Genomic DNA, 11770 nt, shown 5'->3' with positions numbered 1-11770 from the left:
GGCGAAATCGTCTGGTCCGCCCACTACCGCGCCTACGGCCAGATCGCCCGCCTCGACGTGGGTAAAATCGAAAATCCGCTGCGTTTCCAAGGACAGTATTTCGACCAAGAAAGCGGGCTGCACTACAACCGCCATCGCTACTACAATCCAGATATTGGTCGTTACCTGACGCCGGATCCGGTGAAGTTGGCGGGTGGGGTCAATGGGTACCGGTATGTACCCAATCCGACGGGATGGGTGGATCCACTAGGTCTAAATGCATGCCCCGGTGAAGATGGCTGTAAGCCCGAGATTGAAGCGCGTGAATCAGCCCAGGCAGTTCGAGTTAATGAGGGTCAACCAGAGCTACCAAAAGCAGGAGGAGCACAGCGAGCAGCCCGGTACTCGGCCAATTGGCAGACCGCTGACCTGAACGAAAATATCGTTAAATTTGCTGGACCTGACCCGATAGTAATAACTACAGATAAAGGAAAGAAAATATACAAAAACCCTCAGAGCGGGATTGAAATAGTGGAGGACCTTAATGGTAATTACTTTAGAATTCACGACCCGTCCTTGCCGGGATCCAGGCGTTATCTTAGTTTAGCCGGAGCAATCCCCAACAACAAAACCTCCTCTTCTGGCAAACAGATGGGAAGAACACAAAGCGAATACAATGAAGTCACACATTTTAAAAAAGGAAATTCTCGATGAAATTGATTTGTACGCCCTTGACTGGCGAAGCCATGTTTTTGCTAGACCTAAATGCGTGCCCAAACGACCAGATGGAGCGTGTGCTCCTCACAAGCATAGAGCACCAACAACTCTTGAAATCGGGAATATACGAGGAGATCAATGATTCTTTAAAAAAGATCATCGATGACTATGAGGACGAACACATTAACACTTCCGAAGAGCTCACCGAAATGCTAAGAATTTTTAAAAAAAAATCCTTGCCTGAAAACCCCGAACTATTAGAAAAAATAATCCATTTAACCCAGTTAGCTATCGATAGAAAAACCGGTGTTTTTTTCTACTTCTAGGCACTAGACGTGAAATTAAAGAAAGCACGAGTTATAGAAACCAGTATCCATATAGAAGAGGACGTAATACTGCTCATCGAGGGAGTCATCATTAATTGCTTCGTCAGCTATTCCCCACATGAGATAGAAGTCGGAAAGACGTATGACGTCGAGCTGACAATGAATCTATCTGACGATTACGAGATTGAAAGGGTTGAACCGAGAACACCACTGATTGAAAAGACAAATCCCGGATATGCTTACCTACTTTATGGAACCCTACGCGACACACAATTTCACAGCTTCGTCTCATTAAACGATGAGGACATTCACTACGACCATCCTGAATGTAACGAGCGCTTCATAAAACTAAAAGTCGACAGAATCGACGTCAGCTTCCGTTGAATATCAAACGCCCCCCTGAGAACGCACTCTGTGGCCCAGTAGCGCCTCGACGATGAGCCGAATACAAAGCACAATCAGCTCACAAAATGAGCCGAATACTCTCTCTATTCGGCTCACACGCCCCCAGGCGTCCCCTTATGAATCAACAACACGCCACCTGGCCGACCTACTGGAAAAAACTACCTGACACGCCTCCCCGAAGGCGGCCGCAGCACGCGTTATCAGATCAATCCCGCCCAGCAGTAACAGCCCCACTCATTTGCCCCAATCCCCCATGTCTGCTAGTGTCGCGCCGGTTTACCGTCTACCGGAATTGCCGCCATGGCCCGCAAAAAAGTTGCACTCGATTTCGAACAATCCCTCGCCGACCTGCAAACCCTGGTCGAGCGTCTGGAGAACGGCGAGTTGTCGCTGGAAGACTCGTTGACGGCATTTGAGCAAGGCATTGGCCTGACCCGCGACTGTCAGAGCGCGTTGGCGCAGGCGGAGCAGAAGGTCCAGGTGCTGCTGGAGCGCGACGGGGAGTTGGCGCAAGAGCCTTTCGATGCGGAACAGCCGGAATGATCAGCGCGTATCAGGCCAGTAGCCAAGCCCGGGTGAATGCAACGCTGGAGCCCTTGTTTGTTGCGCCAAGCCCGGAATTGACGCGCCTCTATGAAGCCATGCGCTACAGCGTGATGAATGGCGGCAAGCGGGTGCGCCCGTTGCTGGCCTATGCGGCCTGCGAAGCCCTGGGCGCGCCGGCGGCCGAGGCCAATGGCGCAGCGTGTGCGGTGGAGTTGATCCACGCTTACTCCCTGGTACACGACGACCTGCCGGCGATGGATGACGACGATCTGCGTCGCGGCCAGCCCACGACCCACAAAGCCTTCGATGAGGCTTACGCGATCCTGGCCGGGGATGGCTTGCAGAGCCTGGCGTTCAGCGCGTTGCTGGACCCGGCGCTAAGCAGCGTCAACGCCGAGATCCGCCTGCGCATGGTTACTGCTCTGGCCCACGCTGCTGGCCCGGCCGGAATGGTCGGCGGCCAAGCCATCGACATGGGTTCGGTCAGCCTCAAGCTGGATCAAGAAGCCCTTGAATACATGCATCGCCACAAGACCGGCGCGTTGATCGAAGCCGCCGTGCACCTGGGCGCCCTGGCCAGCGGCCGCGCCGACGCCGAGCAACTGGCGGCCCTGCAGACTTATTCCCGCGCGATCGGCCTGGCCTTCCAGGTGCAGGACGATATTCTCGACGTGGAAAGCGATACCGCCACCCTCGGCAAACGCCAAGGCGCCGATATTGCACGGGACAAGCCGACGTATCCGGCTCTGCTGGGGCTGGAAGCCGCCAAGGCATACGCCATTGAGCTGCGTGACCAGGCCCTGGATGCCCTGCGACCTTTCGACGCGGCGGCCGAGCCGCTGCGTGACCTGGCGCGGTATATCGTCGAGCGCCGCCACTGACAACCCCGGCCATTTGCGCCGCATATCGGCCAAGTTCGGCGCCCTGCGTGGGCAGTTTGCACCGCTTGAGGTAAACTGCCGCCTCTTCTATACCTATAACGATTCGCCTGATGCCCACGACGTTTCAAGAGATTCCCCGCAAACGCCCGTCCACGCCCCTGCTCGACCGCGCTGCCACGCCGGACGGCCTGCGTCGACTGGGTGAAGCCGAGCTGGAAACCCTGGCCGATGAGTTGCGCCTGGAATTGCTCTACACGGTCGGCCAGACCGGTGGGCATTTCGGCGCCGGGCTGGGCGTGATCGAGCTGACCATCGCCCTGCATTACGTGTTCGACACCCCGGACGACCGGCTGGTGTGGGACGTGGGCCATCAGGCATATCCGCATAAAATCCTCACCGGCCGTCGCGAGCGCATGGGCAGCCTGCGTCAGAAGGACGGCCTGGCCGCCTTCCCGCGCCGTTCCGAGAGCGAGTACGACACCTTTGGCGTCGGCCACTCCAGCACGTCCATCAGTGCAGCGTTGGGCATGGCGATTGCCGCCCGTCTGCAAAACAGCGATCGCAAGGCGATTGCCGTGATCGGGGATGGCGCGCTGACTGCCGGCATGGCCTTCGAAGCGCTCAACCATGCGCCAGAAGTGGATGCCAACATGTTGGTGATCCTCAACGACAACGACATGTCGATCTCGCGCAATGTCGGTGGCCTGTCCAATTACCTGGCGAAAATCCTCTCCAGCCGCACCTACGCCAGCATGCGCGAAGGCAGCAAGAAAGTGCTGTCACGTCTGCCTGGAGCGTGGGAAATCGCCCGTCGCACCGAAGAATACGCCAAGGGCATGCTGGTGCCCGGCACCCTGTTCGAAGAGCTGGGCTGGAACTACATCGGCCCTATCGATGGCCACGACCTGCCGACCCTGATCGCCACCTTGCGCAACATGCGCGACCTCAAGGGCCCGCAGTTCCTGCATATCGTCACCAAGAAGGGCAAAGGCTTCGCCCCGGCTGAAGTCGACCCGATTGGTTACCACGCAATCACCAAGCTCGAACCCCTCGATGCCCCCGCCGCTGCGCCGAAAAAGGCCAGCGGGCCGAAGTATTCCGGTGTGTTTGGCGAATGGCTGTGCGACATGGCCGCCGCCGACCCGCGCCTGGTGGGTGTTACCCCGGCGATGAAGGAAGGCTCCGATCTGGTGGCGTTCAGCGAGCGTTTCCCGTTGCGTTACTTCGACGTGGCGATTGCCGAGCAGCACGCTGTCACCTTCGCCGCCGGCATGGCCTGCGAAGGCGCCAAGCCGGTGGTGGCGATCTACTCCACCTTCCTGCAACGCGGTTATGACCAGTTGGTTCACGATGTGGCGGTGCAGAACCTCGACGTGCTGTTCGCCATCGACCGCGCCGGCCTGGTGGGCGAAGACGGCCCGACCCATGCTGGCAGCTTCGACCTGTCCTACCTGCGCTGCATCCCCGGCATACTGGTGATGACGCCCAGCGACGAAAACGAACTGCGCAAGATGCTCAGCACCGGCCACCTGTACAACGGCCCGGCCGCTGTGCGGTATCCCCGGGGCAATGGCCCGAATGCCGTGATCGAGAAAGACCTGGAGCCGATTGAAATCGGCAAAGGCGTCGTGCGTCGCCAAGGCAGCAAAACTGCATTCCTGGTGTTTGGCGTACAACTGGCCGAAGCGCTGAAAGTGGCTGAAAAGCTTGATGCCACAGTGGTGGACATGCGTTTCGTCAAACCGTTGGATGAGGCGCTGGTACGCGAAATCGCCGCCAGCCATGAGTTGTTGGTGACCGTCGAAGAGAACGCCATCATGGGCGGCGCCGGCGCGGCAGTCAGCGAGTTCCTGGCGCGGGAGAACATCCTCAAATCGGTGCTGCACCTGGGCTTGCCGGATGTGTACGTCGAGCACGCCAAGCCGGCGCAGATGCTGGCTGAGTGTGGCTTGGACGAGGCCGGCATCGAGGCTTCGGTGCGCGAGCGTTTGGCGCTTCTGGCCCTGTAGAAACCGGGACTAAATGTGGGAGGGGCGGTGCGACGATTCGACTTGCTCCCGATAGCGGTGTATCAGTACCAGATGTTCTGACTGACACACTGTAATCGGGAGCAAGTCGAATCGTCGCACCGCCCCTCCCACATTTAACTTGTATCACCTTCAAAACCGCTATGGACAGCCCATGAAACGCCTGTGCCTCGCCCTGCTGCTTTTACCCGCCGCCGATCTGCTCGCCGACACCCGCGACCAGGCCTTGAAGCTCTCCGATGTGGTCATCAGCGCCAACCGCCAAGTGCAGGCGCGTAACGACAGCAGCGCTGCCAACACCGTCTTCACCCGCGCCGACATCGACCGCCTGCAACCCACCAGCGTCACCGACCTGCTCAGCCGCGTGCCCGGTGTGCAGGTTGCGCCGACCGGTGGGCGTGGCAGTTTGCCGGGGATCTTCATTCGAGGCACAAAGGCCGCACAAAGCCTGGTACTGGTGGACGGCCAGCGCATTGCCAACACCACCACCGGTGATAGTGGCCTGCAATATCTGAACGTCGATCAGATTGAGCGTGTAGAAGTGCTGCGCGGTTCCCGCTCGGTCATTTACGGCAGCGACGCGATTGGCGGAGTGATCCAGGTGTTTACCCGGCGCAATGCCGAGCAAGGCTTGCAGCCGCGCTTGAAGCTCGGGTTTGGCAGTAACCAGACGTGGGAACGTAGCCTGGGCTTGTCGGGCGGCGATGAACATACGCGCTTCAACCTGGGCGCAAGCCTGGATGAAACCGCAGGTATCAACGCGAGCCACGCGTCGTTCCCCAGTGACGGCGACCATGATGCCTACCGAAACCAGTCCATCAGCCTGAACCTCCGCCATTCGTTCAGCGATGAGCTGGAGGTAGGTTTCAATCTGCTGGATAACCGTGGCAAGTCGGAGTACGACAACAGTTATGGCCGCTACAACGGCGCCACCGGGCAGAGCGTCGGCCAGAAACCCTACACCGATTACACCGTCAGCAGCGCCAGCGGTTATGTCGATGCCAAGCTCAATGAGACCTGGCAGTCGCGCCTGGAGTTGGGCCACAGCGAAAACCGTGACACCAAGCGCGATACGCTCAGTGATGATTTCAGCGTGTTCAATACCTACCGCGACTCGGTCAACTGGCAGAACGACCTGACGCTGAATGAGCAGAACAACCTGATCGTCGGTGGCGACTGGTATGAAGACCGCTTCCACGGCTCCACCACCTTTACCGAAAACAGCCGCTGGAACCGCGCCGCCTTTGTGCAGCACCGCTTCCACAGCGAGTGGTTTTCCACCGAGCTTGGGCTGCGTCGCGACCAGAACCAGCAGTTCGGCGGTCAAAATAGCTGGAGCGGCACCCTGACCGTACCGGTCAACCCTGACAACGACCTACTCTTGAGCTACAGCGAAGGCTTCCGCGCACCGACCTTCAACGACCTCTATTACCCCGACACGCAGTACAGCAACCCCAATCTGCAGCCCGAGACATCAAAGAGCTACGAGCTGCAATGGCGCAGCCAACTGACCGACAGCACACGGGTGGAAGCCTCGCTGTATCGTACCGACCTGAGCGACGCGATCATCCTTGACGCCGGCAAGCCGCAAAACGTGGCATCGGCGCGGATCAACGGCTTTGAAGCGGCGCTCAAGCAAGAAGTGTTTGGCTGGCAGGGCAACCTGGGCCTGTCGCTTATCGACCCGCGTGACCGTGACAGCGGCCACACCCTGGCACGTCGCGCTCGGCGTACATTGAACCTGGATCTGGATCGGCAGTTCGACAAGCTGGGCGTTGGCGCGAGCTGGCAGGCGATCAGCAGCAGCTACGATGATGAAGCCAACCGCAACCGTTTGGGCGGGTATGCCTTGTTGGGGCTACGCAGCAGTTGGGCGTTGAACCGAGAGGTGTCGTTGTCGCTGAAGGTGGATAACGTGCTGGACAGGTCCTATGCCCGGGCGAAGTACAGCTACCTCGGCGAGGCTCAGAATTATCGTGAAGAAGGTCGGGTGTGGATGGTTGGGCTGACATGGACGCCTGAGTTCTGAGGGACCTGCACCGACGTCATCACAGGCAAGCCAGCTCCCACAATTGAAATGCATTCCCCTGTGGGAGCTGGCTTGCCTGCGATAGCGGTTTCACAGGTTAGGCGATAAAACCTGACACAACCGCCCCACCGCCTCCAACATCTGCCCGCTGGGCCGCTCCAGGCCCTTGTCCGGCACTAATCGCACCCGCGAAGACATCATCGGCCATGCCTTCCACGCTTGTCTCTGAGCTTGATCACCCACCAGGATCACCTCGGGATCACGCGCCAGCACCGACTCGATATTGACCTGCGGCGCCGGCAACTTCAGATCATCAAACACATTACGCGCCCCGCACACACTGAGCGCATCGCTGATGATCTGCCCACCACCCACGGTGTACAGCGGTTGGTTCCACACTTGGTAAAACACCCGCAACGGCTCGGCCCGCTGATAGCGCTGGCGCAACTCGGCCAAGCGCTGGCGTAGTTGTGCAGCGAGCTGGCGCCCTGCCTCAGCTCGGCCCAATTGCTCGGCAATGGCCTGGACCTGAGTAGTCAGTTGCTCAAGGCTATGGGGCTCGGCGATATACACCGGGATATTCAACCGCTGAAGCTGCTCACGCTGGGCCGGGCCGACGCTGCCGGGCCACAGCAGGACCAGGTCGGGCTTCAGGCTGAGCAGACGCTCCATATCCAGTTGGCCGTAATGCCCGACCGACGCAACCGTTGCCAGTGCTGTTGGCCGCTCACCACCATCAAGCACACCCACCAACAGGTCGGCTGCGCCCAGCTCAACGACGATTTCAGACAGCGACGGCGCCAGGCTGACCACTCGTTCGGCTGCCATCGCCTGAACACTCAATACGAGCAGCAGTGCCAGCCAGTAGCGGCTCATCCCAGTTGACGCGGAATGCGGTAGAGGTAAAACAGCACCATGGTCGACATTGCCAGCAGGAACAGTGGCACCGCTTCCAGCCCCACGAACACCGCCAGCGCACCGATCCAGGCCGGTAGCGCGGCTACCAGCAAAGCCGTGCGCCGACGCGCCGCCAGGGTGATCCAGGCAGCAGGTTCTTCAGGGGTATCGAGGGCTTTGGAAGTAGCGATCAGCGCATGTTTATAGCCGTGAAAATAACGCAGGCTGAGAAACATCGAGGCCACGCCGGCAATGAAGAACGGCATGGCCAGCACGGGCAGCAGGGGTTCAGCACGGCCAAACAGCAGATTGATCACAAACAGGGGCAGCAATGCCAAAGCCAGGTACTGCCACCAGTTGAAGGATAACCGCCGTTTCACCTGGCCGCGAGTCACGCGCGGTCGACCTCGCCCTGGTGCTCGTTGCCCATCATATGGTCGAGCTTGCTGGCTTTGGTCGCCAGGTAGAGCTTGTTGTGCGGATTGTGCCCGGTGTGCAGCGGCACGCGCTCGGCCACGGTGATGCCCATCTCGGTCAAGGCTTTGACCTTGCGCGGGTTGTTGGTCATCAGGCGCAGGGATTTGACCCCCAGGTGCTCAAGCATCGGCAGGCAGATGGCGTAGTCGCGCTGGTCGGCGGCAAAGCCCAGGCGCTCGTTGGCTTCCACGGTGTCGGCGCCGCCATCTTGCAGTTCGTAGGCGCGGATCTTGTTCAACAAGCCAATGCCACGGCCTTCCTGACGCAAGTACAGCAGCACGCCACGGCCTTCACGGGCGATGGCTTGCAAAGCGGCTTCCAGTTGCGAGCCGCAGTCACAGCGCTGGCTGAACAGCGCATCGCCGGTCAGGCACTCGGAATGCACGCGCCCCAGCACCGGCGCGCCATCCGTGAGGTCGCCGAGGCTGAGCACAACGTGCTCGCGCCCGGTGGCTTCTTCGAGAAAGCCGTTCATGGTGAACGTGGCAAAAGGGGTAGGCAGCTTGGAAGCGGCGACGAAAACGACGGGCACCGTGTGCTCCTGATTTCAGATTTCACAGAGGCGGCCATTGTAACAGCAGGTTCCTACAGACGCTTAAGCTGAATTATCGCTGATAAAGATCAATAGGTTCGATTGGCCTTCGCGTCAGTTCTATGGGCCCGGAAACGGATACGGCTGTTTCCAGCGCGCAAAAGTCGCTTTGAGTTCGCCGGTCTTGACCAGGGCGGCCAAACGCTGGTCATACACCGCCATCAACGCCCTGCCGCGCTCGGTATCGGCAAAGGCTATGTAGAGCGGCAACTCGGCGATATGCGTAAGTTTGAACAGCGCCGGGTCTTGCGCCTGGCTGAGTACGTACTTGGCTTCAGTGAGGGCATCGATATAGAAATCGGCGCGACCGTATTGCAGCATCGGCAGGATACCGTCGCGCCGTTCGATCTGGTTGAAGCGGCGCACATTGGGCAGGTATTGCTCGTACTTGTAGCCACGCACCCAGGCCAGGCGGTAGTCGCCCAGCGTCGCCTGTGTCGGCGTAGGCGCAGTGGCGAGCCCAAGGGCGTATACGTGGTCGGCGTCGAAGTTCCAGCGGGGGTACAACACCCCGCTGACTTCATTGCGATAGGTGCCGACGCATCCATCCACCTCGCCACGCTGGGCCAGGCCGACCGAGCGGGTGTAGGGCTCGCTGCGGGTCTGCAGGGTGATGCCTATTGGCTCGAAGATCTGGCGCACCACGTCCCAGGCCAGGCCGCTGCCATCTTTATTGGTGTAGTCGTTCCACTCTTCGCCGGCCAGCATGACCTTGCCGGGCACCGACGCCTCATCCGCCTGAAGTACAGAGGTAAAGGCACACAGAGCGATCAGCAGCCAGCAGCGCACGACCATAGTGACGGCTTCCTACGTGGTAATCATCAGATAAAGGGTAGCGCAGGACGCTGGCTACGGCGTCTCGCGAAAATGCTGATAGCCGCGCACGGCCGGTGTAATGTCCTGACCATGGGCATCGAGCAGGGTCACGCCCTGCCCCGCTTCGACCCGACCGATCACGTGAATCGGCCAGCCGCCCGCTCGCAAAGGTGCCAACGCGGATATCGGCAAGGTAAATGCCAGCACGTAGTCATCGCCCCCGCTCAACGCCGCGACGCGGGCCTGATCCTCGCCGACAAATGTCAGTAAGGCGGTAGATAACGGCAACCTGTGACGTTCGATCACCAGGCTGACCGCCGAAGCCTTGGCGATATGCCCACAATCGGCCAGCAGCCCGTCGGAGATATCCATGGCCGCGCTCGCCTTGCCCCGCAACGTCAGCCCCAGGGCCAACTGCGGTTGCGGCGACCAGTAATGTGCCAGCAGCGGCTCGGCAACTGCCGCATCCGCCGTGCGTTGGCCCAAGACCAATGGCAAAGCACCAGCGGCATCGCCCAGTTCGCCGCCCACACACAGCAGCTCACCCGGCTGCGCACCACTGCGCGTCAACGCCTGCCCGGCCGGCACGCGGCCAAATACGGTCAGGGTCAGGCTCAGTGGCCCTCGGGTGGTATCGCCGCCCACCAAGCCCACGCCGCAACGTTGCGCCATGGCGTTCAGGCCTTGGGCATAGCAATGCAGCCAATCGGCATCAACGGTCGGCGTGGTCAGGGCAAGGGTAAACGCGAGGGGGTTGGCACCCATGGCGGCCAGGTCGCTCACCGCCACGGCCAGCGAGCGCTGGCCGAGCAGGTACGGGTCACAGGGGTCGGCAAAATGCACGCCGGCCACCAGCGTATCGGTAGAGACCGCCAGTTGCTCTCCGGCGGGCAGCGCCAGCAAGGCACAGTCGTCGCCGATCCCCAGGGCAATGCCATCGCCGCCTTGCGCACAAGGCGCGGCGGCGAAGTACTTGCGGATCAGCTCGAACTCGCCCATGCGGGACTCAAGCGCAGATTAGCGCTTGTGTTCCTTTACTTCGGCTTCACGCAGGCGCGGGGCCAGCTTGTCGAGCACGCCGTTGACGAACTTGTGACCGTCGGTCGAACCGTAGACTTTCGCCAGTTCGATGCCTTCGTTGATCACCACGCGGTACGGTACGTCAACACGCTTGAGCAGCTCCCAGGTGGACAGGCGCAGTACCGCGAGCTCAACCGGGTCCAGCTCTTCGAGGGTCAGGTCCAGGCATGGCGTCAGCGCAGCATCGATCTCGGTCATGTTGGCCGGAACACCGTGCAGGATGTCGTGGAAGTAGCTCTGGTCAGCAAAGGTGAAGTCGTTATCGACGCGAAATTGCGCTTCGATCTCGTTCAGCGAAGTGCCAGCCATATGACGCTGGTACAGCGCCTGGGTGGCGAGCTGACGGGCCGCACGGCGCTTTTCGCTTTTCGAAGGCTTGCCGGCATCGGCTGGACGCTCGTCACGCGGGTTGAAACGATCGCTTTCGTCGGAAATCACTTGGCCTCCAACTGCGACAGCAGGCTGACCATTTCCAGCGCGGACAAGGCAGCTTCAGCGCCCTTGTTACCGGCTTTGGTGCCGGAACGCTCGATGGCTTGCTCGATGGAATCAACGGTCAGTACGCCGAAAGCGACTGGCACGCCGAACTCCATGGACACCTGGGACAGGCCCTTGGTGCATTCGCCGGCTACGTATTCGAAGTGCGGGGTGCCGCCACGAATGACCGCGCCCAGGGCGATGATCGCCGCGTATTCACCCTGCTGAGCAACTTTTTGCGCAACCAGTGGAATTTCGAAGGCGCCAGGGGCGCGGATAAGGGTGATATCGCTCTCGCTCACACCGTGGCGAACCAGGGCGTCAACCGCACCGCTTACCAGGCTTTCAACCACGAAGCTGTTGAAGCGGCCAACCACCAGGGCATAGCGGCCTTTGGGGGCGATGAAGGTACCTTCGATGGTCTTCAGGGTCATTCGACAAATCTCTTAAAGAGCCGGGACGCGAAAAGTGCGTCCCTCAGTGATGATTTAACCGCGAACAAGGGGCAGAAATCGCCGGCC

13 protein-coding genes are annotated in these 11770 nt (G+C 60.1%); 6 read left to right on the top strand and 7 right to left on the bottom strand.

The features are described from left to right. The 6 genes from E4O97_RS03390 to E4O97_RS03365 all read left to right on the top strand — a co-directional run. Positions 1-693 (top strand): RHS repeat-associated core domain-containing protein (locus E4O97_RS03390; RefSeq protein WP_248160841.1); only part of this gene is annotated, 693 nt, incomplete at its 5' end. Continuing rightward, entirely contained in the window at positions 690-1022 is a 333-nt protein-coding gene (locus E4O97_RS03385; RefSeq protein WP_216090365.1) for a hypothetical protein, read from the top strand. The genes E4O97_RS03390 and E4O97_RS03385, both read left to right, overlap by 4 nt. 705 nt (positions 1023-1727) lie before the next feature. Then, positions 1728-1970, top strand: a complete 243-nt coding sequence (locus tag E4O97_RS03380; RefSeq protein WP_005791829.1) for an exodeoxyribonuclease VII small subunit — start codon at positions 1728-1730, stop codon at positions 1968-1970. Continuing rightward, the gene (gene ispA / locus E4O97_RS03375) at positions 1967-2854 is read left to right on the top strand and encodes a (2E,6E)-farnesyl diphosphate synthase (RefSeq protein ID WP_078822435.1); all 888 of its coding nucleotides are present in this window, start codon (positions 1967-1969) and stop codon (positions 2852-2854) included. Before E4O97_RS03380 ends, ispA begins: the two co-directional genes overlap by 4 nt. 110 nt (positions 2855-2964) lie before the next feature. Then, entirely contained in the window at positions 2965-4863 is a 1899-nt protein-coding gene (gene dxs / locus E4O97_RS03370) for a 1-deoxy-D-xylulose-5-phosphate synthase (RefSeq protein WP_148853989.1), read from the top strand. 172 nt (positions 4864-5035) lie between these two features. Further along, complete coding sequence (locus E4O97_RS03365; RefSeq protein ID WP_032879256.1) at positions 5036-6910, top strand: TonB-dependent receptor; 1875 nt, start codon at positions 5036-5038, stop codon at positions 6908-6910. A 90-nt stretch (positions 6911-7000) separates the two neighbouring features. Here the strand turns inward: E4O97_RS03365 and E4O97_RS03360 are convergent, their stop codons facing one another. From E4O97_RS03360 to ribE, 7 genes are all read right to left on the bottom strand, one after another. After that, entirely contained in the window at positions 7001-7786 is a 786-nt protein-coding gene (locus tag E4O97_RS03360; protein WP_248160840.1) for a cobalamin-binding protein, read from the bottom strand. Next, on the bottom strand, positions 7783-8202 hold the full coding sequence (locus E4O97_RS03355; RefSeq protein ID WP_032879254.1) for a nuclear FMR1 interacting 1 family protein: 420 nt from the start codon (positions 8200-8202) through the stop codon (positions 7783-7785). The genes E4O97_RS03360 and E4O97_RS03355 overlap by 4 nt, the downstream gene beginning before the upstream one ends. After that, a complete protein-coding gene (gene ribA, locus E4O97_RS03350) occupies positions 8199-8816 on the bottom strand; it encodes a GTP cyclohydrolase II (protein ID WP_078822440.1) in 618 nt (205 codons plus the stop codon). Before ribA ends, E4O97_RS03355 begins: the two co-directional genes overlap by 4 nt. A gap of 120 nt (positions 8817-8936) precedes the next feature. Next, positions 8937-9671 carry a transporter substrate-binding domain-containing protein gene (locus tag E4O97_RS03345; RefSeq protein ID WP_078822441.1) on the bottom strand — a complete coding sequence of 245 codons (735 nt, stop codon included), beginning with the start codon at positions 9669-9671 and terminating at the stop codon, positions 8937-8939. Positions 9672-9725: 54 nt separating this feature from the next. After that, entirely contained in the window at positions 9726-10691 is a 966-nt protein-coding gene (gene thiL, locus E4O97_RS03340) for a thiamine-phosphate kinase (protein ID WP_248160839.1), read from the bottom strand. An 18-nt stretch (positions 10692-10709) separates the two neighbouring features. Further along, complete coding sequence (gene nusB, locus E4O97_RS03335) at positions 10710-11210, bottom strand: transcription antitermination factor NusB (RefSeq protein ID WP_032879249.1); 501 nt, start codon at positions 11208-11210, stop codon at positions 10710-10712. Then, positions 11207-11683 (bottom strand): 6,7-dimethyl-8-ribityllumazine synthase, encoded by a 477-nt coding sequence (gene ribE / locus E4O97_RS03330; RefSeq protein WP_078822443.1) that lies wholly within the window; start codon positions 11681-11683, stop codon positions 11207-11209. Before ribE ends, nusB begins: the two co-directional genes overlap by 4 nt. Between the last annotated feature and the right edge of the window lie 87 nt (positions 11684-11770).

The organism is Pseudomonas sp. W15Feb34, from assembly GCF_023127765.1.
In the GTDB taxonomy this organism is placed as follows: Bacteria; Pseudomonadota; Gammaproteobacteria; order Pseudomonadales; family Pseudomonadaceae; genus Aquipseudomonas; species Aquipseudomonas synxantha_A.
This window is presented reverse-complemented; position numbering and strand designations above follow the sequence as displayed.

Excerpts from the sequence above, each read along its gene's own strand:
- E4O97_RS03360 (WP_248160840.1), bottom strand. The coding sequence starts at position 7,786 with ATGAGCCGCTACTGGCTGGCACTGCTGCTCGTATTGAGTGTTCAGGCG.
- ribE (WP_078822443.1), bottom strand. The coding sequence starts at position 11,683 with ATGACCCTGAAGACCATCGAAGGTACCTTCATCGCCCCCAAAGGCCGC.
- thiL (WP_248160839.1), bottom strand. The coding sequence starts at position 10,691 with ATGGGCGAGTTCGAGCTGATCCGCAAGTACTTCGCCGCCGCGCCTTGT.
- E4O97_RS03345 (WP_078822441.1), bottom strand. The coding sequence starts at position 9,671 with ATGGTCGTGCGCTGCTGGCTGCTGATCGCTCTGTGTGCCTTTACCTCT.
- E4O97_RS03380 (WP_005791829.1), top strand. The coding sequence starts at position 1,728 with ATGGCCCGCAAAAAAGTTGCACTCGATTTCGAACAATCCCTCGCCGAC.
- ispA (WP_078822435.1), top strand. The coding sequence starts at position 1,967 with ATGATCAGCGCGTATCAGGCCAGTAGCCAAGCCCGGGTGAATGCAACG.
- E4O97_RS03365 (WP_032879256.1), top strand. The coding sequence starts at position 5,036 with ATGAAACGCCTGTGCCTCGCCCTGCTGCTTTTACCCGCCGCCGATCTG.
- dxs (WP_148853989.1), top strand. The coding sequence starts at position 2,965 with ATGCCCACGACGTTTCAAGAGATTCCCCGCAAACGCCCGTCCACGCCC.
- E4O97_RS03385 (WP_216090365.1), top strand. The coding sequence starts at position 690 with ATGAAATTGATTTGTACGCCCTTGACTGGCGAAGCCATGTTTTTGCTA.